This is a genomic window from Streptomyces sp. NPDC056738 (assembly GCF_042790435.1).
GTDB lineage: Bacteria > Actinomycetota > Actinomycetes > Streptomycetales > Streptomycetaceae > Streptomyces.
Map to the genome: position 1 here is coordinate 251,379 of NZ_JBHTZF010000013.1, position 26,453 is coordinate 277,831.

Below are 26,453 nucleotides of genomic sequence, written 5' to 3' on the forward strand. Positions count from 1 at the left end.
GACCTGGGGAGGACCGGGGGCGGCGGGTCGTGCTGCCGTGGGTGGAGAAGTCCCCTAGTCCGTCACGGGGGTGGCGGGGGAGCCGCCCGCCTGGGCGCGCTTGATCGCGGCGTCACGCTTGCGGACGTACCAGATGCCGATGAGCCCGAGGCCCGCGCCGGCCAGGCAGGTCCACAGCCACCACAGGTGTCCGTGGTCGTCGAACCAGCCGTAGAACGGGAGCTGCACCAGGAAGAGGACGAACCAGAGGATCGTGCCGCCCGTGATGGTGGCGACGACGGGGCCCTCCAGGGGCTCCGGCGCCTCGTGCTTGGGGGTCCACTTCGCCATGTGCACAGCTTACGAGGGTCGGCGACCGGTTGTGTTCGGGCCCCGTCCCCCTTGTGCCACAGGGGTCTACGCGCGGAGATAGCGATTTCTGACTCATATGTTCATACTGAAACGGTCCGAGTCTGGCCAGTTGTATTCGTAGAAAACACCAACAGCGACCTGGGGGAACCTGCTGGTGCACGACCACTGACCAGGCTCGATCACGTCCCGTCCCCCTGCACGCTTGAGGACCCGCATGTCCACCTCGGCCGCCACCAAGGCCCCCGCCCCGCAGCAGCCGGAGTCCCGGCCCGCTCAGGGCGCTCTCGACCGCTTCTTCAAGATCTCCGAGCGGGGCTCCAGCCTTCCGCGCGAGATCCGCGGCGGTTTCGCCACCTTCTTCGCGATGGCGTACATCATCGTGCTGAACCCGATCATCCTGGGCAGCGCGAAGGACATGTACGGGCACCACCTCGACAACGGTCAGCTCGTGACCGCGACCGCGCTGACCGCGGCCTTCACCACGCTCCTCATGGGCGTCATCGGCAACGTGCCGATCGCGCTGGCCGCCGGCCTCGGCGTGAACACGGTCGTCGCCCTCCAGCTCGCGCCCCGGATGTCCTGGCCGGACGCCATGGGCATGGTGGTCCTCGCGGGCTTCATCGTGATGCTCCTGGTCGCCACGGGTCTGCGCGAGCGCGTCATGAACGCGGTGCCGCTCGGCCTGCGCAAGGGCATCGCGATCGGCATCGGCCTGTTCATCATGCTGATCGGCCTGGTCGACTCCGGCTTCGTCACCCGCATCCCGGACATCGCCCAGACGACCGTCCCGCTCCAGCTCGGCACGGACGGCCACCTGCACGGCTGGCCCGTCCTGATCTTCATCCTCGGCACCCTGCTGACCCTCGCGCTGATCGTGCGCAAGGTGCCCGGCGCCATCCTCATCTCGATCGTGACCATGACGGTCGCCGCGGTGATCATCAACTCCGTCACCACCATCCCGTCCTGGGGTCTGACCACCCCGAAGTGGCCCGGCAACCCGGTCGCCAGCCCGGACTTCGGCCTGATCGGCCAGTTCAGCCTGTTCGGCGGCTTCAGCAAGGTCGGCGTGCTGACCGGCATCCTCTTCGTCTTCACCGTGCTGCTGTCGTGCTTCTTCGACGCGATGGGCACGATCATGGGCATCAGCGACGAGGCCAAGCTGACGGACGCGCAGGGCAACATGCCCGGCATCAACAAGGTCCTCTTCGTCGACGGCATCGCCGTCGCCGCGGGCGGCGCCTCCTCCTCCTCGGCCACCACGTGCTTCGTGGAGTCCACGGCCGGCGTCGGCGAGGGTGCCCGCACGGGCTTCGCGAACGTGGTCACCGGCGCGCTGTTCGCCGTCGCCCTCTTCCTGACCCCGGTCGCCACGATGGTCCCGTCCCAGGCGGCCACCCCCGCGCTGATCGCGGTCGGCTTCCTGATCATGTCCCACTCGGTCAAGGAGATCGACTGGGCGGACTACACGATCGCCATCCCGGCCTTCGTGACCATGATGATGATGCCGTTCACCTACTCGATCACCAACGGCATCGGGATGGGCTTCATCACCTTCGTCGTGCTGCGCCTGGCGGCGGGCCGGGGTCGTGACATCCCGGTCGCCATGTACGTGGTGTCGGCGGTGTTCACCTTCTACTACCTCATGCCGGCCCTCGGCCTGACCTGAGCGGCATCGGCCGTGCGGGGGGCTCACTGACCCCCGGCGGCGCACACGGGATCAGGTGACCCCGTAGAACTTCTCCGTCTCCTCGACGGCGGTCTGGAACCGCTCGTCGAAGTCGTCGCGAATGAGCGTCCGGACCACATAGTCCTGGACGCTCATTCCGCGTTTCGCGGCATGGTCGCGGAGCCGGTCGAGCAGCTCCCCGTCGATACGCAGGCTGAGCACGCTGGTCCCCATGAAGTCGAGGGTCGCCGCTTCCCGACCGGATTCGGGTCACTTTCCGGAGCCATCTCACTCATATGAGTGATCTCCGCGTCCGATGGCGCGTTTCACGCGGGCCCAGTTGTTCTTTAGCGAGAGTAATGAGTTAAGCTAAAGAACATGCCTGACCTCACCCATGGCGACGACGAGGCCGCCGTGAACGCCTTGCGCTCCGCAGTGATGCGGTTGTCGCGTCGACTCAAGCACCAGAGAGTCGACGAGTCGCTGAGCCCCACCGAGATGTCGGTGCTCGGCACCCTCGCCCGTTGCGGCAGCGCCACGCCCGGCGAGCTCGCCCGCAAGGAACATGTGCAGCCGCCGTCGATGACCCGCATCGTCGCGCTGCTCGAAGCCAAGGGGCTGGTCAGGCTGGAGCCGCACCCCGAGGACCGGCGCCAGAAGGTGGTGACGCAGACCGACAAGGCCGAGGCGATGCTCGAGGAGAGCCGCCGCCGGCGGAACGCGTTCCTGGCCGGACTGGTCGAGGCCCTCGACGAGGACGAATGGGCCAAGCTCCGCGAAGCCGCTCCCGTCCTGGAGAAGCTCGCGCACATCTGACCGACGGCGGCCCCTCTCACGCTCCCCGATCCGGCCCGGATCACCGGTCTCGACTCGGATCAGCGGTCTCGACCGAGATCACCGATCTCGGTCCGGATCACCGGTCTCGTCCAGGATCGGCGATCTCGGTTCCGATCGCCGGTCACGGCCCGGACCACTGGTCACCGACCAGATCACCGATCTCGGTTCGGATCACCGGTCACGGTCCGGATCACCGGTCACGACCGAGATCACCGATCTGAAACGGGATCACCGATCTCGACCGGGATCACTGATCACGGAGCAACGGAGGGTCCGCTCTTCCCCGCAAGCGCCGACGCCCCCCATGACGCCGACGTCCACGATCGCAATGGAGGCGAGCCCTTTTGAGTACGGGATCCGGAGCACACTCCGCCCCCGCACCAGCCACCCCCGATTCCCCGGCCACCCGCGACTCCCCCCGCTCCTCCTCGATGTTCAGCTCGCTGAAGATCCGGAACTACCGCCTGTTCTTCCTGGGCCAGGTCGTCTCCAACACCGGCACCTGGATGCAGCGCATCGCCCAGGACTGGCTGGTGCTCAGCCTCACCGGCTCCTCCGCCGCCGTCGGCATCACCACCGCGCTCCAGTTCCTGCCGATGCTGCTCTTCGGCCTGTACGGCGGTGTTCTCGTCGACCGCCTCCCCAAGCGGCCCACACTCCTGGTGACGCAGACGGCGATGGCCCTCACCGGCCTCGTGCTCGCCTTCCTCACGCTCTCCGGACACGTCCAGGTCTGGCACGTCTACCTCGCCGCGTTCGCCGTCGGCATGGCCACCGTCGTCGACAACCCGGCACGCCAGTCCTTCGTCTCCGAGATGGTCGGCCCCGGCCAGCTCCAGAACGCGGTCAGTCTGAACTCGGCCAACTTCCAGTCCGCGCGGCTGGTCGGCCCCGCCGTCGCGGGTCTGCTGATCACCGGCGTCGGCACCGGCTGGGCCTTCCTGCTGAACGGCGTGTCGTTCGTGGCCCCGCTGGCGAGCCTGCTGCTGATGCGGTCCCGCGAGCTGCACGTCGTCGAGCGGGCGCCGCGCGCCAAGGGCCAGCTCCGCGAAGGCCTCCGCTATGTCGCCGGGCGGCCCGAACTGATCTGGCCGATCGTCCTCGTCGGCTTCATCGGCACCTTCGGCTTCAACTTCCCGGTCTGGCTGTCGGCGTACGCGGACGACATCTTCGACTCGGGCGCCGGGGCGTACAGCCTCTTCAACACGCTGATGGCGCTGGGTTCGCTGGCCGGAGCGCTGCTCGCGGCCCGGCGCGGCACGGCCCGGCTGCGCGTGCTGATCGCGGCGGCGGTGGCCTTCGGCGCGCTGGAGGTGGTGGCCGCCACGGCTCCCACGCTCTGGCTGTTCTCGCTCCTGATGGTCCCGATCGGCATCTTCGGCCTGACGGTGAACGTCACCGCGAACACCTCAGTCCAGATGGCCACCGACCCGGCCATGCGCGGCCGGGTCATGGCGCTGTTCATGATGGTCTTCGTGGGCGGCTCACCGCTCGGCGCGCCGCTGATCGGCTGGGTCACCGACGTCTACGGACCTCGCGTGGGCTTCGCGCTCGGCGGACTGGTCTCGATGGCCGCGGCGACGGCGATCGGTCTGGTCCTGGCCCGTCTCGGCGGGCTGCGGGTCGCCCTCGGGTGGCATCACGGCCGCCCCCGGATCCGCTTCGTCCCGCGTGCGCGGAGCGAGGAGCAGCTCGCCACGGTGTGATTCCACCGCGGCACGACCCATCCCGGGTGGGACCAGGAGGCTCGGAGGCGGCCGGCCCGCGTGAAGCGGCCGGCCGCCTCGTCCACTCCGGTGTACCGGACGGCGTTCCCTGGAAGGCTGGGGCCCATGAGACTCTTCGCGGCGGTACTGCCCCCTGCCGGTGCGGTGCGTGAACTGGCCCCGGACGTGGACGCGTTGCGGCGGATGCCGGGAGCGGACGCCTTGCGCTGGACGGGCCGTCCCGGCTGGCACTTCACGCTCGCGTTCTACGGCGAGGTCGCCGACGAGACCGTCCCGGACCTCACGGAGCGGCTGCTGCGGGCCGGCCGGCGCACCGACCCGTTCCCGCTGTCCCTGCGCGGCGGCGGGCACTTCGGCGGGCGGGCCCTGTGGGTGGGCGCGGCGGGGGACGTCGCGACCATGCGGCTGCTGGCGGACCGGGCGGAGGCGGCGGGCCGCAAGGCGGGCGTCGAGATGGAGGAGCACCGCCGCTACCGTCCGCATCTGACCGTGGCCCGCAGCCGCGACTCCGCGGACTTCAAGCCGTACGTCGCCGCGCTGGACGCGTTCGCGGGAGAACCCTGGACGGTGGGTGAGCTGTGTCTCGTCCGCAGCAACCTGCCGAGGTCGGGAGTGCCCGGTGAGCAGCCCCGATACGAAACGGTGGCCGCGTGCCCGCTGGGGGCGGGCGACGGGGCGGGCCCGGCGGACCGTTAACCTCGTTGGCGTGAACCCGAAGACCCGTAACCGGATCATGGCCGGTGTGCTCGTGCTGATGTTCTTCGTCGTGGCCATGGCGGCGGCGGTCAGATAGCGACCGCCACCGCCGGACGCGCGGCGGGGCCGCGAGACGAACGCCCCACGGCCACAGCCACGGCCACGGCCACGGCCCTCGCTCCGAGGCGAACGCCCCGCGCCCGCTGCCCCGGCACGAGGCGAACGCCCGCGATCGCGGCCCCCGCTTCAAGGCGAACGCCCGGCGGGGACGGCTGCGCTGCGAGGCGGACACCCCGCGCCCTCGGCCCCGGCACGAGGCGAACGCCGCGATCGCGGCCCCAGCTGCGAGGCGAACGCCCCGCGGCCGCGGCCTCGCGACGAGGCGAACGCCCTGCGGGAACGGCCCTGCTACCAGGCGAACGCCTCGGGGGACGGACCCGGGCCCGGGAAGATCTCGTCGAGACCCTCCAGGACGTCCTCCGACAGTTCCAGCTCCACCGCGCGCAGCGCCGACGCGAGCTGTTCCGCGGTGCGCGGGCCCACGATGGGTCCCGTGACGCCGGGACGGGTCAGCAGCCAGGCCAGCGCGGCCTCTCCGGGCTCCAGACCGTGCTTCTCCAGCAGATCCTCGTACGCCTGGATCTGGGCGCGTGCGGCCGTGTCGGCGAGGGCGTCGGCGGCCCGGCCGCTCGCCCGGCGGCCGCCCTCGACCTCCTTCTTGATCACTCCGCCCAGCAGTCCGCCGTGCAGCGGCGACCAGGGGATGACACCGAGGCCGTACTCCTGGGCGGCCGGGATGACCTCCATCTCGGCGCGGCGCTCGGCGAGGTTGTAGAGGCACTGCTCGCTGACCAGGCCGATGGTCCCGCCGCGGCGTGCGGCGATCTCGTTGGCCTGGGCGATCTTGTAACCGGGGAAGTTGCTGGACCCCACGTAGAGGATCTTCCCCTGCTGTACGAGGACGTCGACGGCCTGCCAGATCTCGTCGAAGGGGGTGGACCGGTCGACGTGGTGGAACTGGTAGACGTCGATGTAGTCCGTCTGGAGCCGCTTCAGGCTCGCCTCGACCGCGCGCCGGATGTTCAGGGCGGACAGCTTGTCGTGGTTGGGCCACGGGTCGCCCTCGGCGCCCATGTTCCCGTACACCTTGGTGGCGAGGACGGTCCGGTCCCGGCGGTCGCCGCCCTGGGCGAACCAGTTGCCGATGATCGATTCGGTGCGGCCCTTGTTCTCGCCCCACCCATAGACGTTGGCCGTGTCGAAGTAGTTGATTCCCGCGTCCAGCGCCGCGTCCATGATCGCGTGGCTGTCGGTCTCGTCTGTCTGCGGGCCGAAGTTCATGGTGCCGAGGACGAGCCGGCTGACCTTGAGCCCCGTGCGTCCGAGCTGTGTGTACTTCATGGTTCACCAGCCAACGACGTGGAGTGCGCTCTAGGCAAGAGCGGACCGGGCGACGGCGGGGGAGTGCCGGACGCGGTGGTCAGGCCGGCTGGGCCGCGTACGGCTCGCCCAGGTCCCAGGCCTGGTACATCGCCTCGGCGAAACCCTCCGCGATCTTGTGTTCGCCGCTCGCGTTCGGGTGGGTGCCGTCGTAGGTGTCGAAGGCGATGTCGTACGAGGAGGGCGGGGAGGCGAGCAGCAGCGGGGAGCGCGGTTCGTCGAGGTCGGCGACCGTCTTGGCGAGGAGGTCGTTGAACGCGGCCACCTCGGCGGCGAAGGGCGGGTCGTCCTGGGCGCGGACGTTCGGTATCACCGGGAGCAGGACCATGCGGACGCGCGGGTTCGCGGCGCGGGCCTCGGCGACGAAGGCGCGGACGTTGTCGGCGGTCTGGGCGGCGTTGGTGTAGAAGCCGAGGTCGATGAGGCCGAGCGAGACCAGCAGGACGTCGGCGCGCTGGGCGCGGACCGCCTCGCGGATCAGCGGGGCCATGTGCAGCCAGCCCTCGCCCCAGCCGGCCAGGTGGGCGCGGGGGAACTCCGGGTCCGCGTACTCGTAGGAGTCGGCGGACCCGGTCGCCTGGTCGTAGAGCGTCTCGCGCGGGCCGACGATCTTGAACGGGCCCCCGTACGCCGCGCGCAGGTGCTGCCACATCCGGTAGCGCCACGTGTGTTCGCCCGCGCTACCGATCGTCATGGAGTCGCCGACGGGCATGAACCTGAGCATCCGATCATCATGGACGATCGGCCCAGGCGCCATGGGCGCGGACGGTGTGAGGCTGGACACGCCCGCGCGGGGTCCGCGGCGGTGTGCCGGTGCGGGCGGGGAGCGAGGGCCTGGCGGGGTGCGTCCGGGCGGGCCGCGACGACGTGAACGGGCCGGTGGGATGGCAGGCTTGGGCCATGCGCCGATCCCACTCGTACGTGTCCGGAGCCGCCGCCGGAGCCCTTGCCGGAGCGGCCCTCGTCCTCGCCCTGGCGGCGCCCGCCCTCGCCGACGGAGGGGACGGGGGATTCACCATCAAGGACCCCCGGATCAAGGAGTCCAGCGGCCTCGCCGCCTCACGCATCCACCCGGGCGTCTACTGGACCCACAACGACAGCGACGACGGGCCGTACCTGTACGCGGTCGACAGCCGTACGGGCGAGACCGTCGCCAGGATCACCATGAGCGGGGTGGGCGCGCCCCGGGACGTCGAGGCGATCTCCCTCGGCCCGGACGGCGACCTGTACGTCGGCGACATCGGTGACAACCTCGGCGGCAAGTGGGACCACGTGTGGGTCTACAAGCTCCCCGAGCCGAAGGTGCTCAAGGACCAGACGATCCGCGCCACCCAGTACGTCGTGAAGTACTCGGACGGTCCCCGCAACGCGGAGGCGCTGATGGTGCATCCCAAGACGGGGCGCGTCTACATCGCCGACAAGGACGAGGACGGCGGCCACCTCTACGAAGGTCCCGCCGAGCTCTCCGCCGGCTCGACCAACGTCTTCAAGCCGGTCGCCACGATCGACCTGTGGGTCACGGACGGCGCGTTCTCCCCCGACGGCCGGCAGCTCGCCGTGCGCGGCTACTTCGGCGGTATTGCCTACGCGTGGAACGACGGCCGCATCAAACGCCTCGAGCGCCTGAACGTGCCCCTCCAGGGCCAGGGCGAGTCGATCACCTACACGCCCGACGGATCGAAGCTCATGTACGGCAGCGAGGGCGCCGACAGCCCCGTGGAGCCGGAGGACGCGCCGGGTGCCTCGGGGTCCGGCTCCAACTCGTCCTCCAAGGGCGGCGGTTCGGCCTCCGGGGGCGGGAGCGGGGACGGGATGGGCGGTGAGGTGAAGGTCGGCGCCATCGCGGTCGCGGCCCTGTTCGCCGTGGTGTTCGGCTTCAAGCGGCTGCGCCGCCGCTGAACGCGGCCACCCCGTGGACACGGCCGAGGGGCGCCCGGCGGATGCCGGACGCCCCTCGGCCGTCGTCGTGCGGTTACAGCTTCTCGATCACGTAGTCGATGCAGTGCGTCAGCGCCTCGACGTCCGCGGGGTCGATCGCCGGGAACATGGCGACGCGGAGCTGGTTGCGGCCGAGCTTGCGGTACGGCTCGGTGTCGACGATGCCGTTGGCGCGCAGGGCCTTGGCGACGGCGGCGGCGTCGATCTCGTCGGCGAAGTCGATCGTGCCGATGACCTGCGAGCGCTTGGCCGCGTCGGTCACGAACGGGGTGGCGTACTTGCTGTCCTCGGCCCAGCGGTAGAGGCGGGTCGAGGAGTCCTTCGTACGGGCCGAGGACCAGGCGAGGCCGCCCTGGCCGTTGATCCATTCGAGCTGCTCGTTGAGCAGGAAGATCGTGGCCAGTGCGGGGGTGTTGTACGTCTGGTTCTTGCGGGAGTTGTCGATCGCCGTGGGCAGCGAGAAGAACTCCGGGACGTGCCGGCCGGAGGCGTGGATCCGCTCGGCGCGCTCGATGGCGGCCGGGGAGAACACGCCGATCCACAGGCCGCCGTCGGAGGCGAAGGACTTCTGCGGGGCGAAGTAGTAGACGTCCGTCTCGGCGATGTCGACGGGCAGGCCGCCGGCGCCGGAGGTGGCGTCCACCAGGACGAGGGCGCCCTCGTCGGCGCCCGCGACCCGCTTGATCGGGGCGGCGACACCGGTGGAGGTCTCGTTGTGGGTGAAGGCGTAGACGTCGGCGCCCGCCTCGGCGACCGGCTCGGGGTGCGTGCCCGGGTCGGAGGAGATCACGGTCGGGTCGGCGAGCCACGGGGCGAGCTTGGCGGCCTTCGCGAACTTGGAGGAGAACTCGCCGAACGTGAGGTGCTGCGACTTGTTCTCGATCAGGCCGTGCGTCGCGACGTCCCAGAACGCGGTGGAGCCGCCGTTGCCGAGGACGACCTCGTACCCGTCGGGCAGGGAGAACAGCTCGCGCACGCCCTCGCGCACCTTGCCGACCAGGTTCTTGACCGGGGCCTGGCGGTGGGATGTGCCGAGCAGCGAGGCGCCGGTCGCGGCCAGCGCGTCCAGTGCCTCCGTCCGCACCTTGGAGGGGCCGGCGCCGAATCGTCCGTCGGCGGGCTTGAGGTCAGCGGGGATCTGGATATCAGCCACGCCAGGAGCCTAGCCGTTCGGGGAAACCTCGGTGAAACGTCGTCCGTCGGCTGAGACGGCGCGTGTTGACGGGGCGTGGCGAGGGCGCGACCGCCGGAGGGGCCGTGGGGGCTCCTCCGGCGGCCGAGCCGTCACACCTGGTCAGTTCACTCGGCGGTGAGCCGGACCGGCAGTTCGAACAGGTCGTTCTGCGTCACCACCGGCTTGTTGCGCAGGTCCGACACCGGTACGGCCAGGTCCAGGGACGGGAAGCGCTCGTACAGGGCGGGCAGGGCGACGCCCGCCTCCAGGCGGGACAGGGCCGCGCCGGGGCAGACGTGGGGCCCGTGGCCGAAGGAGATGTGCCGGTTCTTGCCGGTGCGGGTGATGTCGAACTCGCCCGCGGTCGGCCCGTGGGCGTTCTCGTCACGGCCGATCGCGCCGTACGACACGATGAGCGCGTCGCCCGCCGGGATCACCTTGTCGCCGACCGGGACGTCCTCGGTGGCGAAACGGATGAGGACGTGGGAGGTCGGGGTGGCGTAGCGCAGGGTCTCCTCGACGACGGCGGACCAGTCCGTCTCGCCGGACAGGACGAGGGCGCGCTGGTCGGGGTGGGCGGACAGGTTGACGACCGCGTTGACGATGAGGGAGATCGTCGTCTCGTGGCCGGCCGCGACCATGAGCTGGAGGGTGGAGACGATCTCCTCGTCGGTGAGGTGGTCGCCGTCCTCCGAGGCCAGGATCAGCGCGCTGGTCAGGTCGTCGCCCGGCTCGGCCCGCTTGGCCGCCACCGTCTCCGCCATGATCCCGGCGAGCTCGGTGAGGGTCGCGATGACCTCGGCGGGCGGGGTCTGCGTCGAGAAGAACTTCTCGAAGAGCTCCTTCAGACGCGGCAGCCGGGACTCCTCGATGCCCATGAGGTCGGCGATCACGTACATGGGCAGGGGGTAGGCGAAGTCGGCCTTCAGGTCGACGACGTCCCCGGTGAGGTTGTCGAGCAGACTCTCCGTCAGCTTCGCGATCCGCTCCCGCATCTGCTCCACCCGGCGCGGGGTCAGCGCCTGCGCCACCAGGGTGCGCATCCGGCGGTGGTCCGCGCCGTCCACGGTGAGCATGGAGCGGCCGGGGTTGGCGAGGCCGATCAGCGGCCAGTCGGCGGCGATCTCGCCGCGCTGCCAGGCGCCCCAGACGTTGATGTCCTTCACCAGGCGGGGGTCCGTGAGCAGGGCGCGCGCCTCGGCGTGGTGGGTGACGGCCCACACCGGGACTCCGCCGGGCAGTTCGACGGCGGCGAGCGGTCCCGCGGCGCGCAGCGCGGCGCTCTCGCCGTCCAGGTCGGCGACGAAGGGGTCCAGGGCTATGCGGGTCTCTTCGGTACCGGTGGTCATGCGGGGGTGCCTCCAAGGGGCTGGGGTGGGGGTGAAGCGTTTTCCCCCGGGGCATGGGGACAGCCCCGGGCCCCGGCCGGGCGGGGTGCGCCGGCCGGGTGCACAGGGCGTCTCAGAGGACGGGTACGGGCGTGAACCGCACGGGCAGTTCGTTCAGTCCCCGCAGCCACGGGGAGGGGCGCCGGGTGAGCGAGTCGGCGGGTACCGCGAGGTCGATGTCCGGCAGCCGGTCCAGTACGACCTCGATGCCGGTCCGCGCGATGACCTCGGCGACCTCCTGGGCCGGGAACGGGCAGCGGTGCTCGCCGTGGCCGAAGGAGAAGTGGGCGTTGTTGCCGCCGGTGAGCGCGGAACTGTCGGTGCGGACCTGGGGGTCGGAGTTGGCGCCCTGGAGCCCGAGCAGCAGCAGGTCGCCGGAGCGGATCCGGCGGCCGCCGAGCTGGGTGTCGCGGGAGGCCCAGCGCCCGGCCACGTTCTGGGTCGGGGTGTCCTCCCACAGGACCTCGTTCATGGCCTCTGCGACGCTGTGCCGGCCGCCGAACAGGGAGGCGGCGAACCGCTCGTCGGTGAGCATCAGCCGCAGCGAGTTGCCGATCCAGTCGGCCGTCGGCTGGTGGCCGGCGGCCATCATGACCATGAGGTCCTGGACGATCTCCATGGCGTCGAAGCCCGCGGTGTTCGCGAGCATGCGGGAGACGACGTCGTCGGCGGGTGTCTCCGTGCGGTCGGCGATCAACCGGGCCATGGAGGAGGCCAGGTGCTGCTGTCCGGCCAGCGCGCCCTCACGCCCGTTGATCATGTCGTTCAGGGCGGTGACCAGTCCGGGGCCCTGCTCGTCGGAGAAGCCGTAGAGCGTCGCGAGGACCCGTACGGGCAGCAGGGCCGCGTAGTCGCCGATGAGGTCCGTCTCGCCCTTGGGGCAGATCGCGTCGATCAGCTCGTCAGCGAACTTCTCGGCCTGGGACCGCAGTTCGAAGGGGTCGACGGCTTCGAGGGCGTCACTGATCATCGCGGCGCGCTCGCGGTGGCGCTCGCCGACGGTGTACAGGATGGAGGGCTGTTTGCGGCCGATCATCGGCAGCAGCGGCCAGTCGTCGGGGATGCGCTCCCACTGGCTCCACAGGTCCGAGTCCCGGCTGAAGAGCTGGGGGTCGCCGGTGACCTGGTGCAGTTCGCGGTAGCCGAGTACGAGCCAGGCCGGGATGTCGCCGTCGAGGACGACCGGTACGACCGAGCCGTGGTCGCGCCGCATCTCCCGGTACAGCTCGGCGGGTTCGGTCTGGAACCGCGGTCCGCCGAGGGGGACGGGCGCGGTGGTGGGGGCGGAGGTCACAGCGCGGGCTCCGGTGATTGAAGGGCGCCTTCCGCGGCCGCGGCGCCATGACGGGCGTAGTGGGTCTGGAGGTGCTCGACCAGCGTGATCAGCACCTGCTTGCTGGACTCCCGGGAGCGGGCGTCGCAGTCGAGCAGCGGTACGTGCGGGTCGAGGTCGAGGGCCTCGCGGATCTGCGCCGGGGTGTGGGCGGGCCCGCCGAAGTCGTTGCAGGCCACGATGAAGGGCGTGCCGTGGTGCTCCAGCCGGTCGATGGCGTACCAGGACTCGTCGATGCGTCGGGTGTCGACGAGGACGATCGCGCCGAGGGTCCCGGAGAACAGCCGGTCCCACAGGAACCAGAACCGCTCCTGCCCGGGCGCGCCGAACAGGTACAGGATGTTGTGCGTGTCCAGCGTGATGCGGCCGAAGTCGAAGGCGACGGTGGTCGCGGACTTGCCGCGCACCTCGCTGATGTCGTCGACGCTCTCGCCGGCCTGCGTCATCGTCTCCTCGGTGTTGAGGGGACGGATCTCGCTGACCGAGCGGACCAGGGTCGTCTTGCCGACACCGAAGCCGCCCACGATCACGATCTTGAGGCCGTTGTCGGCCGACGCGGACAGGGGCGCACGAGCGTCAGAGGTTACGGAGTCCAACGAGCACCTGCTCCAGGATGTCGGGATCGGGAAGACCGGAGGGAACCGTCGTGTGCGGGTGACGGGCGCTGACCCGGCCGGTGGAGAGCAGGTCGGAGAGCAGGACGCGGGTGATCGACACCGGCAGCCTCAGCTCCGCCGCGATCTCCACGACCGCCGTGGGCCGTTCGCACATCCGCAGGATCGCGGCGTGCTCGGACTGCATGCCCACCGCCGGGTCGCACTCGGCGACCACCAGGGTCACGAGGTCGAAGGGGGTGTCCGGGCCGGACCGGGTGCGTCCTCCGGTGAGGGTGTACAGCCGGTCCGGCGCGTCGTCCCTGCCAGGACGGCTCATGACGAACGGGGCGGCGCGGTCAGGTGCTCGCCGAGCTGTTCCACCAGTTCGCTCATGTTGTGGCCCACCAGTCCGGCGTCGGCGTCCTCGGCGGTGACGACGGCCAGGTGCGCGCCGTCGCCGGCCTCGACGATGAACAGGACGCCGCCGTAGAACTCGGCCATGGCCGAGCGCACGCCGCCGCTGCCGTCGCCGAACTCCACGGAGGCGCCGTGGGACAGCGACTGGATGCCGGCGGCGATGGCGGCGAGCTGGTCGGCCTGGTCGACCGAGAGCTCCGGGGTGCGGCACAGCTTCAGTCCGTCGCGGGAGAGCACGAGCGCGTGCCGTGCGCCCGGGGTGCGCTCGAGGAGGCCCTCGATGAGCCAGGTGAGCTTCTCGTCGGCGGTGATGGTGCCGGTCATGAAGTGGTGTCGCCTTCCGGGAGCGCGTGTGTGGGGGTGGTGGGGGTCGGAGTGGGTGCGGTGGTGGACGCGGACGCGTGGTCCTCGGTCCGTGCCGGTGCTTCCGCCGGGGCGGGTGCGTCGGCAGCGACGGGTCCGGGGGCGCCGGGTGCCGTGCCGCGGACCGCCTGGCGGAAGGTGCCGAAGCGGGCCGCCGGTCGGTTCTTGGGGTCCTCGCCGGTACGGGGTTCGGGGGCGGCCGGGGGTGTGACGTGCGAGCGGCTGCGCTCGGCGTGGGCGAGGGTGCGTCCGCGGCGGCGCTTGGGCAGGCCGCCGGTGGCCGCGAGGCCCTGCTCGTGGCGGGGCGAGTCGTGGGCCGGGACGGGGTCCGGGTCGAGGTCGCCGGGCGCGTGGGCCGCCGCGTACGAGACGGGCGACGCGGGCGACACCGGGTACTCGGCGGATTCCCGGTGCGTACGGGACTCCTGCTCTCCCGTCGCCCGCGGGCCGTCCGGGGACCTCGGCGCGGACGGGTGGCCGTCGACCGCGGCCGGGGCGGCGGGGACGGGCTCGGGTCCGGCGGGCGGCGGGGCCGCGGCGAGGGGGAGGTTCGGCTGCGTGAGGATGTCCTGCGGGATCAGGACGAGGACGCCGGTGCCGCCGCGGGCGGAGGGCCGGAAGGACACCTTCAGGCCGTGCTTGCGGGCCAGCCGGCCGACCACCGCGAGACCGAGGCGGGTGCCGGTGAGGCCGCCGAGCCCGCCCGGGCCCGCCGCCTCCCCGGAGACGGCGCGTTCGGCGCGCCGCAGTTGCACATCACCCATGACCAGGCCGCTGTCCTCGACGGAGACGATGACGCCCGCCGGGACCTCCTCGACGTACACGTGCACTTCGGCGGTGGGCGGCGAGAAGTTGGCGGCGTTGTCGAGGAGTTCGGCGAGCGCGTGCATGACGCCCTCGGCGGCGTGGCCGGAGACGGCGGCCTCGCTGGCGGAGTGGACGCGTACCCGCTGGTAGCCGCCGATGCGGCCCATGGCGCCGCGCAGGATGGACTCCATGACGATCGGGCGGGCCCAGCGGCGACCCGAGCGGGCGCCGGTCAGGACGGCGACGGAGTCGGCGAGGCGGCCCGCCTGGGCGGTGCGGTGGTCGAGGTGGAGGAGGTCGGCGAGGACGTCCTCGTCGGAGTGCCGCTCCTCCATGGCCCGCAGGTCGGCGAGCATGCCGGTGGACAGCGCCTGCATGCGGGCGGCGGCGTTGGCTGTCGCGGAGATCGCGGCGGCACGGTCGCCGACGGCACGCCGGGTGCGTTCGGAGAGTTCGGCGTTGCGCTCGGTGAGCCGGGCGCGGTCCCCGGTGAGCAGCTCCCGTTCCGCGGCGAACTGTTCGGTGAGGAGGGCGCGTTCGCGCTCGGCCGTCTCGGTCAGACGGGTCCGTTCGCGGGCCGCGGCCTCGGCGGCGCGGGCGCGTTCGCGGGCGGCCTCGTCGGCGAGCCGGGCCCGCTCCTGGCCGAACTCCTCGGCCAGCCGGGCGCGTTCCTGCAGCAGTCGGCCGGTGTCCTTGGTCACGCTGTCGAGGCGCCGGAGGGCGATCCGTCTGGCCTGCACGGCGTGGGCGGCCACCGCGACGGCGACGCACAGCAGTAACGCGGCGGCGCCGGTGCCCCAGGCGAGGGGCACGCGTGCGGGCTCGGGGGCCAGCAGGACGCCGGCCACCACGGCGGCGGCGGCCGGGACGGCGGCGGTCAGAGCGGCTTTCGCCGTGGCGCGGGGGGTGGGTCGTTCGCCGGAGGGCTGGGGCGGGGTCATCAATCGGTCCTCGGTCGTGTTCCTGGGGGGAGAACGTGTCCTCGGTCGTGTCCTCGGTCGGGCCTGGGCGAGAAGCGACACATGATGCTCAACTCGTCGTCACTATATGAGAGTTCGTGATCCGATTGGGAAGCTTCGAAAAGCGGTTTCATGATCGCCCCCGCATATCGGGGCCTTTCGGGTGCGCGGCCGAAGGGCCGGTGCCGAAGCCCGGCGGCATCCTGGAGACATGACGGATCTGGGTGGACGGCCGGAAGGAAACGCGGACGAGGGGCTCGCCGGACGGCTGCGGTCCGAACTGGCGCGGGCCGTGCGCGGCGAGGTCTCCTTCGACGCGACGGCGCGGGCGCTGACCACGATGGACGCGTCCAACTACCGGCGCGTGCCGCTCGGTGTGGTGGCCCCGCGGGACGCCGACGACGTGGCCGCCGCGCTCGCCGTGTGCCGCGCCCACGCGGTGCCGGTCGTGGCGCGAGGCGGTGGCACCTCGATCGCCGGGCAGGCCACGGGCACCGGCGTCGTCCTCGACTTCACCCGGCACATGAACCGGATCCTCGCCGTCGACCCGGAGGCCCGTACGGCCGTCGTCCAGCCCGGCGTCGTACTCGACCGTCTCCAGGAGGCCGCGGCCCCGCACGGCCTGCGTTTCGGCCCCGACCCCTCCACGCACGGCCGCTGCACCCTCGGCGGGATGATCGGCAACAACTCCTGCGGCTCCCACTCGGTCGCCTGGGGCACCACCGCGGACAACGTGCGAGAGCTCACCGTCGTCGGCGCGGGCGGGGACACCCGCCGCCTCGGCCGCGCCTGGCAGGGCGCCCCGGACGGTCTGAAGGCCCTGGTGGAGGGCGAGTTGGCGTTGCTGCGGACCGGCTTCCCCGAGCTGCCCCGGCGGATCTCCGGATACGCCCTCGACGCGCTCCTGCCCGAGCGCGGCGCGGACGTGGCCCGCGCGTTCTGCGGCACCGAGGGCACCTGGGGCCTGCTCGCCGAGGCGGTCGTACGCCTGGTCGAGGCGCCTCCGGCGCGGGCGCTGGCCGTCCTCGCCTACCCCGACGAGAGCGCGGCCGCGGACGCCGCGGCCGGCCTGCTCGGGTACGGGCCGCTGACCGTGGAGGGGATGGCCGCCGATCTCGTGCCCGCCGACGCGGGGCTGCCGCGCGGCGGGGCCTGGCTGTTCGTGGAGACCGGCGGCGGATCACCGGCCGAGGCACGCGCGCGTGCGGACACGATCGTGCGGGCCGGTGACGTACGGGACGCCCTGGTGGTCACCGACCCGGCCGGGCAGCGGGCGCTGTGGCGGCTGCGGGAGGACGCGAGCGGCACGGCGACCCGGATGCCCCACGCGGGGGACGACGCCCTGCCCGGCCGGGGGCACGGGCTCGGCGGTGAGGCCTGGCCCGGCTGGGAGGACTGCGCGGTGCCGCCCGCCCGGCTCGGCGCGTACCTCCGCGACTTCCGCGCCCTGCTCGCCGCCCACGGTCTGCACGGCACCCCGTACGGGCACTTCGGCGACGGCTGCATCCACGTCCGGATCGACTTCGACCTGATCTCCCGGGAAGGCGTCACCCGCTTCCGCCGCTTCTCGGAGGAGGCCGCCCGCCTCGTCGTCTCCCACGGCGGCTCCCTGTCCGGCGAGCACGGGGACGGGCAGGCCCGCGCGGAACTGCTGCCGGCCATGTACGGCGCCGACCTGGTCCGCCTCTTCGAACGGGCCAAGGACCTCTGGGACCCGAGCGGCCTGCTCAACCCCGGCATGCTCGTCCGCCCGCACCGGCTGGACGAGAACCTGCGCTTCGCGGTGCTGCCGCACCGGCCGGTGGACGTGGAGTTCGGCTATCCGGCGGACGGCGGCGACTTCTCGGCGGCGGTGCGCCGCTGCGTGGGCGTCGCCAAGTGCCGTACGGCAACGGTCCCGGGCGGCGACGAGGTCATGTGCCCCTCCTTCCGGGCCACCGGCGAGGAGGCGCACTCCACGCGCGGCCGGGCCAGGCTGCTGCACGAGATGCTCGCCGGCGAGATCGTCACCGACGGGTGGCGTTCGACGGAGGTCCGTGACGCGCTCGACCTGTGCCTGTCGTGCAAGGGATGCCGGTCCGACTGCCCGGTCGGCGTCGACATGGCCACGTACAAGGCGGAGTTCCTCCACCACCACTACGCCGGCCGCCGCCGTCCCGCCGCGCACTACGCCCTGGGCCGGCTCCCCTTCTGGCTCGCGGCCGTGACCCGCACCCGCTCGGCCCGGCTCGTCAACCTCCTCGTGTCCCTGCCCCCGGTGGCCGCCGCGGCCAAGCGCCTGGCCGGCGTCGCACCCGGACGGGACATTCCGCGGCTGGCCCCGGAGACGTTCAGCCGGTGGTGGTCGGCCCGGTTCCGGGACCGGGCACGGGCCTACGTGCGTGAGCGGCGCCGGGGCGCGGCGGGCGCGGCGGGACGCGAGGGGCGGCCGCCCGGTGCCGGACTGTTCCCGGGGTTCGAGGGCCGGACGGTCCTCCTGTGGCCGGACACCTTCACCGAGCACCTGGAGCCCTCCGTCGGACGGGCCGCCGTACGGGTCCTGGAGGCCGCCGGACTGGCCGTGCTGCTGCCGCCGAGGACGGTGTGGCGCCACGGGCCCGTCGGCGACGGGGTCACCAGGGGCCCCTTCCGGCCGGGCACGCTGCTCCCGCGCCGCCGGCACCGGGTCTGCTGCGGACTGACGTACGTCTCGACCGGCCAGCTCGACCGCGCCCGCGCCGTCCTGCGCCGCACCCTCGACCTCCTGGAGCCCTACCTCTCCATGGACGGCCTCCCGGTCGTCGTGCTGGAGCCGAGCTGCGCCGCGGCCCTGCGCACGGACCTGCCCGAGCTGCTGCCCGGCGACCCGCGCGCGGCGCGACTGGCGGCCTCGGTGGTGACCTTCGCCGAGGCACTGGAACGGCACGCGCCGCACTGGACCCCGCCCCGCCTGGACCGTCCGGTGGTGGGCCAGACGCACTGCCATCAGCACGCCGTCCTCGGCGACGGGGCCGAACGCCGGCTGCGCGAGGCGGCGGGCCTGACCGGCACCCTCGCCGGCGGCTGCTGCGGGCTCGCGGGCAACTTCGGCTTCGAGAGGGGCCACGAGGAGGTGTCGCGGGCCTGCGCGGAGGAACAGCTCCTGCCGGCGGTCCGGGCGGCAGGCGGCGCCGCCGTGATCCTCGCCGACGGCTTCTCCTGCCGCACCCAGTTGGCCCAGCTCTCCGGCCGCCGGGGCCGCCACCTGGCGGAGGTGCTGGCACGGGCGCTGGACGACGGCCCGCGGAACGAGGGGCCCGCGGCGACTCCGTAAGTACGCTGGCGTCTCACCGGCCGAAGGACTCCGAGGAGCGACCCGCATGACCCTCCGCCTGCAGTCGATCACCCGCGACGAACACCTGGCGTTCGTCCGCTCGCGGCCCTCGGCCAGCCATATGCAGGTGCCGTCCTGGGGGGACGTGAAGCCGGACTGGCGGGCGGAGAGCCTCGGCTGGTTCGACGCGGACGGCCGCCTCCAGGGGGCCGGCCTCGTGCTGCTGCGCCCCCTGCCGAAGGTCAAGCGCTACCTCGCGTATCTGCCCGAGGGTCCCGTCATCGACTGGCACGACCCGGACCTCGCCGAACGCTGGCTGCGGCCGATGGTCGCGCATCTGAAGTCACGCGGCGCGTTCACCGTGAAGATGGGCCCGCCCGTCGTCACGCGCCGCTGGAGCGCGGACACGGTCAAGACGGCCATCGCCGATCCGGCGGCGCGGCGCCTCGGCGAAGTGACGGCCTCCTCGCACGAACCGGGCGCCGCCGAGATCGCCGAGCGGCTGCGGGCCATGGGCTGGCAGCGGACCGAGCCGGGCGGCGAGGACGGCTTCGCGGCAGGCCAGCCCCGCTACGTCTTCCAGGTCCCCTTCGCCGGACGCTCCCTGGAGGACATCCACAAGGGCCTCAACCAGCAGTGGCGCCGCAACATCAAGAAGGCCGACAAGGCCGGCGTCGAGGTGGTCAGGGGCGGATACGACGACCTGCCCGCCTTCTACGAGCTCTACGCGGAGACGGCGGAGCGGGACCGCTTCATCCCGCGCCCGCTGCCCTACTTCCAGCGGATGTGGACCTCGCTCACGGCCGAGGACCCCGACCGCATGCGGCTGTACCTCGCCCGCCACGAGGGCGACGTCCTGGCCGCGGCCACCATGCTGACCGTCGGCAGCCATGTCTGGTACTCCTACGGCGCCTCCACCAGCCGCAAGCGCGAGGTGCAGCCCAACAACGCCATCCAGTGGCGCATGATGAGCGACGCCCACGCGCTGGGCGCCGCCGTGTACGACTTCCGCGGCATCACCGACACCCTCGACGAGAGCGACCACCTCGTCGGACTGCTGCGCTTCAAGGCCGGCGCGGGCGGCGAGGCCGCGGAGTACCTGGGGGAGTGGGACCTCCCCATCAACCGGCTGCTGCACAAGGCGCTCGACGTCTACATGTCCCGTCGCTGAGGAGGGCGTCCCGGTCCCGGTCTCAGCATCCAGGACAGCTACATGAGCGGTTCACACTCCTGACGAAGTCCACTACCCTGGACTCGGTAGTGCACCGTGATGAACACCTGACCGTAGCCAGCCCCCAGGACCGCCCGTGAGCACCCCCAGCGCCACCACCTCGCCGTCCGCGCCCGTTCCCGGGACGGACCACGCCCCCGTGTCCCCGGGCGGCGCGCCCGGCCGTCTCGGTTCCCTCGGGCCCGTCGGGCTGGTGCTGGCCGGGGGGATCTCGGTCCAGTTCGGCGGCGCCCTCGCGGTGACCCTCATGCCCAGGGCCGGCGCGCTCGGCGTGGTCACCCTGCGCCTGCTCGCCGCCGCGGTGATCCTGCTCCTGTTCTGCCGTCCCCGGCTGCGCGGCCACTCGCGCGCCGACTGGGGGACGGTCGCCGTCTTCGGCATCGCCATGGGCGCGATGAACGGTCTCTTCTACGAGTCGGTCGCCCGCATCCCCCTCGGCGCCGCCGTCACCCTGGAGGTGCTCGGCCCCCTCGCCCTGTCGGTGCTGGCCTCCCGCCGCGCGGTCAACGCGGTGTGGGCGGGCCTCGCCCTGTGCGGGGTCTTCCTGCTGGGCGGCGGAGGGTTCGGCTCCCTCGACCCGGTGGGCGCGGCCTTCGCGCTCGGGGCGGGCGCGATGTGGGCGGCGTACATCGTCTTCAGCGCCCGTACGGGCCGCCGGTTCCCGCAGGCCGACGGGCTGGCGCTGGCCATGGCCGTGGCGGCGCTGCTGTTCCTCCCGCTGGGGATCGCCGAGTCCGGCACCCGGCTGCTGGACCCGACCACGGTGGCCCTCGGCTCCGCCGTCGCGGTCCTCTCCTCGGTCCTGCCCTACACCCTCGAACTCCTCGCCCTGCGCCGGCTGCCCGCGTCCACCTTCGCGATCCTGATGAGCCTGGAGCCCGCCATCGCCGCGACAGCGGGCTTCCTCATCCTCGACCAGTCCCTGTCCGCCCCCCAGGCGGCCGCGATCGCCCTGGTCATCGGCGCGAGCATGGGCGCGGTCCGCACCCAGGTCGGCCGAGGCAAGGCGACCCTCCCGCTCGACGCCCCCTGACCCGCACGCGTCACGGGGCCTCCGGCCGGGCGGTCCGGCACGGCCGCGGCCCCGCGGTGCGACACCCCGGGCACCCGCACCCCGCCCGGAGCTCCCGGCGCCCCGCTCACCCGGCGCCCCGCCCGCCCGGCGCCCCGGGTGCCGAGCGCCCGGGGCAGGCACCCCGGGGCGCGCCCGGTTCAGGAAGTCGACTCCAGCCATTCGGCGAACGCCGGGCCCGCCAGCCGGGCGTCCGCTCCGGGGAGCAGGCCGCCGTTCTCGAACAGGTCCCGCTCCGGGTTGTCCGGGTCGCTCACGGCGATCAGCTTCGCGGCCGGGTCCCGGCGGGACAGCAGCAGCCGGGCCGCCTCCTCCAGGCTCTCCTCGCGCGGACCGGCCACCTCCGGGAACGGGGCCCGCGCCCCCGGCGCCTCGTCCGCCTCCGCCAGCTCCACCAGCGCCTCCGCCACGGCCCGCGCCGCCACGAGCTGGGTCCGCATCCTCGGGACGTACACGGTGTCGCCCTGGCGCCCCCACTGCGTGAACTGCTCCACGAGCTCGTGGAACTGCGCCGCCCGCAGCACCCGCACCGGCACCGGTCCCGCCAGCACCGCGCGCTCGTGCTCCAGCTTGGCCGCGTTGTAACCGGCGACCGAGGCGTCGATGCCGATGATCGACACGACCACCAGCCGGCCGACCCCGGCCTTCTCCCCGGCCTCGTGCAGACTGCGGGCCGCGGCCGTGAAGAACTCCGTCGCCACCTCCTGGTCCGCCGAGGGCGTGCTGGACGCGTCGATCACGACGTCCACACCCTCCAGCGCCTCGGCCAGTCCGGCGCCGGTGACGATGTCGACCCCGGTGGCCCGGGACATCGGTACGACGGCGTGCCCGCGCTCCGTCAGCACGTCCACGACATGCCGCCCGAGCCGCCCGGTCGCCCCGGCCACCGCGATCTTCTTGGTCTCGCTCATGCTCATGTCTCCCTCTGCGTCCCTCGTGTCGCGTCGTCATCGGTATGACGGACCGGGGGCCGGAGATGTGACGGGTCCGGGGCCGACGGCGGGAAATAAATTGATGCAAGCATGCTTGATTGTTTCTGGGGGCGCTGACATGCTCCCCCCATGTCCGATCCGACGCCCGTGTTCGACGATCTGCGTGACGAAAGCGAAGAACTCGACCGGCTCGTGGCCGAGTTGAGTCCGCAGCGGTGGGCGCTCCCGACGCCCGCGCCCCACTGGACCGTCGCCCATCAGATCGCCCACCTCGCCTGGACCGACCACTCCGCCCTCCTGTCCGTCACGGACGCCGACGCCTTCCACGGCCTCGTCGAGAAGGCGCTCGCGGCGCCCACGACGTTCGTGGACGACGGCGCCGCCGCTGGGGCCCGGCTGCCGTCCGCCGAACTGCTGGCCCGCTGGCGGGCGGGGCGCGCCGCGCTCGACCGGGCCCTGCGGGCGTCCGTGCCGGGCACCCGCTTTCCCTGGTACGGCCCGCCCATGTCCGGCGCCTCCATGGCCACCGGCCGGCTCATGGAGACCTGGGCCCACGGCCAGGACGTCGCCGACGCCCTCGGTGTCGTCCGCGCCCCCACCGACCGGCTCAGGTACGTGGTCCGCATCGGGGTGCGCACCCGGGACTTCGCCTTCGCCGCGCGCGGGCTCGCCGCGCCCGCCGAGGAGTTCCGGGTCGAGATCCTCGCCCCCTCGGGCGACACCTGGGCCTACGGCCCCGAGGACGCCCCCCAGCGGGTCACCGGCACCGCCCTCGACTTCTGCCTGCTGGTCACCCAGCGGGCGAACCGCGCCGACGTCGACGTGCGCGCCGAGGGCCCCGACGCCGAGCGCTGGCTCGGCATCGCCCAGGCCTTCGCGGGCCCGCCCGGCGACGGACGCCCGCCGAAGGAGGGGGCGGCGTGACGCTGCGCATCGGCAACGCCTCCGGCTTCTACGGCGACCGCTTCGACGCCCTGCGCGAGATGCTCACCGGCGGTGAACTGGACGTCCTCACCGGTGACTACCTCGCCGAGCTGACCATGCTGATCCTGGGCCGGGACCGGCTGAAGGACCCCGCCGCCGGATACGCCCGTACCTTCCTGCGGCAGTTGGAGGACTGTCTCGGTCTCGCCCACGAGCGGTCCGTGAAGATCGTGACGAACGCCGGGGGCCTCAACCCGGCGGGCCTCGCCGGCGCCGTCCGGGACCTGGCCGGCCGGCTCGGCATCCCGGTGCGCGTCGCCCACGTCGAGGGCGACGACCTCACCGCCGCACTCCCCCAAGCTCTCGACTCCGCTCGACCAGGGGGGACCCCCATCGGCAGCCTCGCCGCGCACGCCTATCTCGGCGGCTTCGGCATCGCGGAGTGCCTGCTGGCGGGCGCGGACATCGTGGTCACCGGACGGGTCACCGACGCGGCCCTGGTCACCGGGCCCGCCGCCGCCCACTTCGGCTGGCGGCCCACGGACTTCGACCGGCTCGCGGGAGCCGTCGTCGCCGGGCACGTGCTGGAGTGCGGTACCCAGGCCACCGGCGGCAACTACTCCTTCTTCGCCGACGGCGACGTGCGCCGCCCCGGTTTCCCGCTCGCGGAGATCCACGAGGACGGAAGCTGCGTCGTCACCAAGCACCCCGGCACCGGCGGCTTCGTCGACGTCGGCACGGTCACCGCGCAACTCCTGTACGAGACCGGGGGAGCCCGGTACGCGGGACCCGACGTCACCGCCCGCCTGGACACCGTCCGGCTGGTCCAGGACGGCCCGGACCGGGTGCGGATCGAGGGCGTGCGCGGCGAGGCACCGCCCCCCACCCTCAAGGTCGGCCTCAACAAGCTCGGCGGCTTCCGCAACGAGGTCACCTTCGTCCTGACCGGACTCGGCATCGAGACCAAGGCCGCGCTGGTGCGCGAGCAGATGGGCGACGCGCTCGCCAAGACGCCGCCCGCGGAGGTGCGCTGGGAACTGGTGCGCACCGACCGGGCCGACGCGGACACCGAGGAGACGGCCAGCGCCCTGCTGCGGCTCGTCGTCCGCGATCCCGACCAGGCCACCGTGGGGCGCGCGCTGAGCGGGGCGGCCATCGAGCTGGCACTCGCCAGCTACCCCGGATTCCATGTGGTGGCGCCACCGGGCAAGGGCGCGCCCTATGGGGTCTTCGAGGATGTGTACGTCCCCCAGGGCGCCGTGGACCAGGTGGCCGTCCTCGACGACGGGAGCCGCCTCTCGGTGATCCCGGCCCAGGACACGCTCGTCCTGGAGACACTCGAAGAGCCGTCCCTGCCCGAGCCGTTGCCCGCGGGTCCCACCCGCCGGGCCCCGCTCGGACTGATCGCGGGCGCCCGCAGCGGCGACAAGGGCGGCAACGCCAACGTCGGCGTCTGGGTCCGCACCGACGAGGCCTGGCGCTGGCTCGCCCATGAACTGACGGCCGACCGTTTTCGGGAGCTGATCCCGGAGAGCCGCCCGCTGCGGGTCGTCCGGCACGTCCTGCCGGGCCTGCGCGCCCTCAACTTCGTGGTCGAGGGGATCCTCGGCGAGGGCGTCGCCTCCCAGGCCCGCTTCGACCCGCAGGCCAAGGCGCTCGGCGAATGGCTCCGCTCCCGTCACCTCGACATCCCGGAGGTCCTGCTATGACGGTCCTTTCGTCCGCCCTGGACGTGGGCGGCCAGGACTACCAGGCGAACCGCGAGGTCATGCTCGCCAAGCTCGCCGACCTCGACACCGAGCACGCCAAGGCCCTCGCGGGCGGCGGCGAGAAGTACGTCGAGCGGCACCGGAAGCGCGGCAAGCTGCTCGCCCGCGAGCGCATCGAGCTGCTGCTCGACCCGGACACGCCCTTCCTGGAGCTGTCGCCGCTCGCGGGCTACGGCAGCGACTACACGGTGGGCGCCTCGCTCGTCACCGGCATCGGGGTGGTCGAGGGCGTCGAGTGCCTGATCACCGCCAACGACCCGACCGTGCGCGGCGGCGCCAGCAACCCGTGGAGCCTGAAGAAGGCGCTGCGGGCCAACGACATCGCCCTCGCGAACCGGCTGCCCTGCATCAGCCTCGTCGAGTCCGGCGGCGCCGACCTGCCCTCCCAGAAGGAGATCTTCATCCCCGGGGGCGCGATCTTCCGCGACCTCACCCGGCTGTCGGCGGCCGGGATCCCCACGGTGGCCGTGGTCTTCGGGAACTCGACCGCCGGCGGCGCGTACGTCCCCGGCATGTCCGACCACGTGATCATGGTCAAGGAGAAGGCGAAGGTCTTCCTCGGCGGTCCGCCGCTGGTGAAGATGGCCACCGGCGAGGAGAGCGACGACGAGTCGCTGGGCGGCGCGGAGATGCACGCGCGCGTGTCGGGCCTCGCGGACCACTTCGCCGTGGACGAGCGGGACGCGCTGCGCCAGGCCCGCCGGGTCGTCGCCCGGCTCAACCACCGCAAGGCGTACGGCGATCCGGCCCCGGCCGAGCCCCCCAAGTACGACGAGGACGAACTGCTGGGAATCGTCCCCGGCGATCTGAAGCACCCCTTCGACCCGCGCGAGGTGATCGCCCGGATCGTCGACGGCTCGGACTTCGACGAGTTCAAGCCGCTGTACGGGACGAGCCTGACCACCGGCTGGGCGAGCCTGCACGGCTACCCGGTCGGCATCCTCGCCAACGCGCAGGGCGTGCTGTTCAGCGCCGAGTCCCAGAAGGCCGCCCAGTTCATCCAACTGGCCAACCAGCGCGACATCCCGCTGCTCTTCCTGCACAACACCACCGGCTACATGGTCGGCAAGGAGTACGAGCAGGGCGGCATCATCAAGCACGGCGCGATGATGATCAACGCGGTGAGCAACTCGCGGGTCCCGCATCTGTCGGTGCTCATGGGCGCCTCCTACGGCGCCGGCCACTACGGGATGTGCGGCCGGGCATACGACCCGCGGTTCCTGTTCGCCTGGCCCAGCGCCAAATCGGCCGTGATGGGACCGCAGCAGCTCGCGGGCGTCCTGTCGATCGTCGCCCGGCAGTCGGCCGCGGCGAAGGGCCACCCGTACGACGACGACGCCGACGCGGCGCTGCGCGCCATGGTGGAGCAGCAGATCGAGTCCGAGTCGCTGCCGATGTTCCTGTCCGGGCGGCTGTACGACGACGGGGTCATCGACCCGCGCGACACCCGCACCGTCCTCGGCCTGTGCCTGTCCGCGATCCACACGGCGCCCTTCGAGGGCGCGCGCGGTGGCTTCGGCGTCTTCCGGATGTGAGGGATC

Annotated in this window: 23 protein-coding genes; 11 read left to right on the forward strand and 12 right to left on the reverse strand. The window is 72.5% G+C overall.

Features of this window, described 5'->3' with window-relative positions; translation table 11 throughout:
- Nucleotides 1-54: 54 nt before the first annotated feature.
- A complete protein-coding gene (locus ACFRIC_RS31300; RefSeq protein WP_382792716.1) occupies nt 55-330 on the reverse strand; it encodes a DUF2530 domain-containing protein in 276 nt (91 codons plus the stop codon).
- Between the two features lie 235 nt (nt 331-565).
- Here ACFRIC_RS31300 and ACFRIC_RS31305 point away from each other — a divergent pair, with 235 nt between their 5' ends.
- Nucleotides 566-2,017, forward strand: a complete 1,452-nt coding sequence (locus ACFRIC_RS31305; RefSeq protein ID WP_382792719.1) for an NCS2 family permease — start codon at nt 566-568, stop codon at nt 2,015-2,017.
- A gap of 51 nt (nt 2,018-2,068) precedes the next feature.
- Here the strand turns inward: ACFRIC_RS31305 and ACFRIC_RS31310 are convergent, their stop codons facing one another.
- On the reverse strand, nt 2,069-2,251 hold the full coding sequence (locus ACFRIC_RS31310; protein ID WP_037624226.1) for a hypothetical protein: 183 nt from the start codon (nt 2,249-2,251) through the stop codon (nt 2,069-2,071).
- Between the two features lie 144 nt (nt 2,252-2,395).
- Between ACFRIC_RS31310 and ACFRIC_RS31315 the strand changes: the two genes are divergently transcribed.
- The 3 genes from ACFRIC_RS31315 (at nt 2,396) to thpR (ending at nt 5,277) form a co-directional block, all read left to right on the forward strand.
- Complete coding sequence (locus ACFRIC_RS31315; RefSeq protein ID WP_103551027.1) at nt 2,396-2,833, forward strand: MarR family winged helix-turn-helix transcriptional regulator; 438 nt, start codon at nt 2,396-2,398, stop codon at nt 2,831-2,833.
- Between the two features lie 365 nt (nt 2,834-3,198).
- Entirely contained in the window at nt 3,199-4,560 is a 1,362-nt protein-coding gene (locus ACFRIC_RS31320) for an MFS transporter (RefSeq protein WP_382792723.1), read from the forward strand.
- Nucleotides 4,561-4,686: 126 nt separating this feature from the next.
- Nucleotides 4,687-5,277, forward strand: coding sequence for an RNA 2',3'-cyclic phosphodiesterase (gene thpR, locus ACFRIC_RS31325; protein ID WP_382792726.1), 591 nt, complete (start codon nt 4,687-4,689; stop codon nt 5,275-5,277).
- 408 nt (nt 5,278-5,685) lie between these two features.
- On the opposite strand, the gene ACFRIC_RS31330 is transcribed toward thpR, so the two are convergent.
- Both ACFRIC_RS31330 and ACFRIC_RS31335 read right to left on the reverse strand, forming a co-directional pair.
- The gene (locus tag ACFRIC_RS31330; protein WP_382792728.1) at nt 5,686-6,678 is read right to left on the reverse strand and encodes an aldo/keto reductase; all 993 of its coding nucleotides are present in this window, start codon (nt 6,676-6,678) and stop codon (nt 5,686-5,688) included.
- 79 nt (nt 6,679-6,757) lie between these two features.
- Nucleotides 6,758-7,441, reverse strand: coding sequence for an SGNH/GDSL hydrolase family protein (locus tag ACFRIC_RS31335; protein WP_382792731.1), 684 nt, complete (start codon nt 7,439-7,441; stop codon nt 6,758-6,760).
- 176 nt (nt 7,442-7,617) lie between these two features.
- Here ACFRIC_RS31335 and ACFRIC_RS31340 point away from each other — a divergent pair, with 176 nt between their 5' ends.
- Nucleotides 7,618-8,616 (forward strand): WD40 repeat domain-containing protein, encoded by a 999-nt coding sequence (locus ACFRIC_RS31340; protein WP_382792734.1) that lies wholly within the window; start codon nt 7,618-7,620, stop codon nt 8,614-8,616.
- Nucleotides 8,617-8,689: 73 nt separating this feature from the next.
- On the opposite strand, the gene serC is transcribed toward ACFRIC_RS31340, so the two are convergent.
- From serC to ACFRIC_RS31375, 7 genes are all read right to left on the reverse strand, one after another.
- Nucleotides 8,690-9,808: a phosphoserine transaminase gene (gene serC / locus ACFRIC_RS31345; protein WP_382792737.1), complete on the reverse strand. Its 1,119-nt coding sequence runs from the start codon at nt 9,806-9,808 to the stop codon at nt 8,690-8,692.
- 146 nt (nt 9,809-9,954) lie between these two features.
- Nucleotides 9,955-11,178 (reverse strand): cytochrome P450, encoded by a 1,224-nt coding sequence (locus tag ACFRIC_RS31350; protein WP_382792739.1) that lies wholly within the window; start codon nt 11,176-11,178, stop codon nt 9,955-9,957.
- A 112-nt stretch (nt 11,179-11,290) separates the two neighbouring features.
- Nucleotides 11,291-12,511 (reverse strand): cytochrome P450, encoded by a 1,221-nt coding sequence (locus ACFRIC_RS31355; protein ID WP_382792742.1) that lies wholly within the window; start codon nt 12,509-12,511, stop codon nt 11,291-11,293.
- Complete coding sequence (locus ACFRIC_RS31360) at nt 12,508-13,146, reverse strand: ATP/GTP-binding protein (protein WP_382792745.1); 639 nt, start codon at nt 13,144-13,146, stop codon at nt 12,508-12,510. Before ACFRIC_RS31360 ends, ACFRIC_RS31355 begins: the two co-directional genes overlap by 4 nt.
- Nucleotides 13,127-13,483: a DUF742 domain-containing protein gene (locus ACFRIC_RS31365; RefSeq protein WP_326787105.1), complete on the reverse strand. Its 357-nt coding sequence runs from the start codon at nt 13,481-13,483 to the stop codon at nt 13,127-13,129. The genes ACFRIC_RS31360 and ACFRIC_RS31365 overlap by 20 nt, the downstream gene beginning before the upstream one ends.
- Complete coding sequence (locus ACFRIC_RS31370) at nt 13,480-13,887, reverse strand: roadblock/LC7 domain-containing protein (protein WP_382792748.1); 408 nt, start codon at nt 13,885-13,887, stop codon at nt 13,480-13,482. Before ACFRIC_RS31370 ends, ACFRIC_RS31365 begins: the two co-directional genes overlap by 4 nt.
- On the reverse strand, nt 13,884-15,674 hold the full coding sequence (locus ACFRIC_RS31375; protein WP_382792751.1) for an ATP-binding protein: 1,791 nt from the start codon (nt 15,672-15,674) through the stop codon (nt 13,884-13,886). The genes ACFRIC_RS31370 and ACFRIC_RS31375 overlap by 4 nt, the downstream gene beginning before the upstream one ends.
- Nucleotides 15,675-15,903: 229 nt before the next feature.
- On the opposite strand from ACFRIC_RS31375, the gene ACFRIC_RS31380 reads away from it, so the two are divergent.
- From ACFRIC_RS31380 to ACFRIC_RS31390, 3 genes are all read left to right on the forward strand, one after another.
- Nucleotides 15,904-18,984, forward strand: a complete 3,081-nt coding sequence (locus ACFRIC_RS31380; protein ID WP_382792754.1) for an FAD-binding and (Fe-S)-binding domain-containing protein — start codon at nt 15,904-15,906, stop codon at nt 18,982-18,984.
- 46 nt (nt 18,985-19,030) lie between these two features.
- Nucleotides 19,031-20,155 (forward strand): lipid II:glycine glycyltransferase FemX, encoded by a 1,125-nt coding sequence (locus ACFRIC_RS31385; protein WP_382792757.1) that lies wholly within the window; start codon nt 19,031-19,033, stop codon nt 20,153-20,155.
- Between the two features lie 136 nt (nt 20,156-20,291).
- The gene (locus tag ACFRIC_RS31390; RefSeq protein WP_382792759.1) at nt 20,292-21,248 is read left to right on the forward strand and encodes a DMT family transporter; all 957 of its coding nucleotides are present in this window, start codon (nt 20,292-20,294) and stop codon (nt 21,246-21,248) included.
- A 179-nt stretch (nt 21,249-21,427) separates the two neighbouring features.
- On the opposite strand, the gene ACFRIC_RS31395 is transcribed toward ACFRIC_RS31390, so the two are convergent.
- Nucleotides 21,428-22,198: an SDR family oxidoreductase gene (locus tag ACFRIC_RS31395; protein ID WP_382792762.1), complete on the reverse strand. Its 771-nt coding sequence runs from the start codon at nt 22,196-22,198 to the stop codon at nt 21,428-21,430.
- Nucleotides 22,199-22,348: 150 nt separating this feature from the next.
- On the opposite strand from ACFRIC_RS31395, the gene ACFRIC_RS31400 reads away from it, so the two are divergent.
- Genes ACFRIC_RS31400 through ACFRIC_RS31410 form a run of 3 tightly spaced genes read left to right on the forward strand, consistent with a single transcriptional unit; the run spans nt 22,349 to nt 26,447 of the window.
- Nucleotides 22,349-23,143, forward strand: a complete 795-nt coding sequence (locus ACFRIC_RS31400; RefSeq protein ID WP_382792765.1) for a TIGR03084 family metal-binding protein — start codon at nt 22,349-22,351, stop codon at nt 23,141-23,143.
- On the forward strand, nt 23,140-24,852 hold the full coding sequence (locus ACFRIC_RS31405) for an acyclic terpene utilization AtuA family protein (RefSeq protein ID WP_382792767.1): 1,713 nt from the start codon (nt 23,140-23,142) through the stop codon (nt 24,850-24,852). Before ACFRIC_RS31400 ends, ACFRIC_RS31405 begins: the two co-directional genes overlap by 4 nt.
- Nucleotides 24,849-26,447 carry an acyl-CoA carboxylase subunit beta gene (locus tag ACFRIC_RS31410; RefSeq protein WP_382792770.1) on the forward strand — a complete coding sequence of 533 codons (1,599 nt, stop codon included), beginning with the start codon at nt 24,849-24,851 and terminating at the stop codon, nt 26,445-26,447. Before ACFRIC_RS31405 ends, ACFRIC_RS31410 begins: the two co-directional genes overlap by 4 nt.
- Nucleotides 26,448-26,453: the final 6 nt, after the last annotated feature.

Bases quoted from the DNA above. Each gene is read 5' to 3' on its own strand.
- ACFRIC_RS31305 (WP_382792719.1), top strand. From the start codon at position 566: ATGTCCACCTCGGCCGCCACCAAGGCCCCCGCCCCGCAGCAGCCGGAG.
- ACFRIC_RS31300 (WP_382792716.1), bottom strand. From the start codon at position 330: ATGGCGAAGTGGACCCCCAAGCACGAGGCGCCGGAGCCCCTGGAGGGC.
- ACFRIC_RS31385 (WP_382792757.1), top strand. From the start codon at position 19,031: ATGACCCTCCGCCTGCAGTCGATCACCCGCGACGAACACCTGGCGTTC.
- ACFRIC_RS31380 (WP_382792754.1), top strand. From the start codon at position 15,904: ATGACGGATCTGGGTGGACGGCCGGAAGGAAACGCGGACGAGGGGCTC.
- thpR (WP_382792726.1), top strand. From the start codon at position 4,687: ATGAGACTCTTCGCGGCGGTACTGCCCCCTGCCGGTGCGGTGCGTGAA.
- ACFRIC_RS31330 (WP_382792728.1), bottom strand. From the start codon at position 6,678: ATGAAGTACACACAGCTCGGACGCACGGGGCTCAAGGTCAGCCGGCTC.
- ACFRIC_RS31335 (WP_382792731.1), bottom strand. From the start codon at position 7,441: ATGCTCAGGTTCATGCCCGTCGGCGACTCCATGACGATCGGTAGCGCG.
- ACFRIC_RS31410 (WP_382792770.1), top strand. From the start codon at position 24,849: ATGACGGTCCTTTCGTCCGCCCTGGACGTGGGCGGCCAGGACTACCAG.
- ACFRIC_RS31310 (WP_037624226.1), bottom strand. From the start codon at position 2,251: ATGGGGACCAGCGTGCTCAGCCTGCGTATCGACGGGGAGCTGCTCGAC.
- ACFRIC_RS31315 (WP_103551027.1), top strand. From the start codon at position 2,396: ATGCCTGACCTCACCCATGGCGACGACGAGGCCGCCGTGAACGCCTTG.
- ACFRIC_RS31370 (WP_382792748.1), bottom strand. From the start codon at position 13,887: ATGACCGGCACCATCACCGCCGACGAGAAGCTCACCTGGCTCATCGAG.
- ACFRIC_RS31400 (WP_382792765.1), top strand. From the start codon at position 22,349: ATGTCCGATCCGACGCCCGTGTTCGACGATCTGCGTGACGAAAGCGAA.
- ACFRIC_RS31395 (WP_382792762.1), bottom strand. From the start codon at position 22,198: ATGAGCGAGACCAAGAAGATCGCGGTGGCCGGGGCGACCGGGCGGCTC.
- ACFRIC_RS31350 (WP_382792739.1), bottom strand. From the start codon at position 11,178: ATGACCACCGGTACCGAAGAGACCCGCATAGCCCTGGACCCCTTCGTC.
- ACFRIC_RS31375 (WP_382792751.1), bottom strand. From the start codon at position 15,674: ATGACCCCGCCCCAGCCCTCCGGCGAACGACCCACCCCCCGCGCCACG.
- ACFRIC_RS31340 (WP_382792734.1), top strand. From the start codon at position 7,618: ATGCGCCGATCCCACTCGTACGTGTCCGGAGCCGCCGCCGGAGCCCTT.
- ACFRIC_RS31365 (WP_326787105.1), bottom strand. From the start codon at position 13,483: ATGAGCCGTCCTGGCAGGGACGACGCGCCGGACCGGCTGTACACCCTC.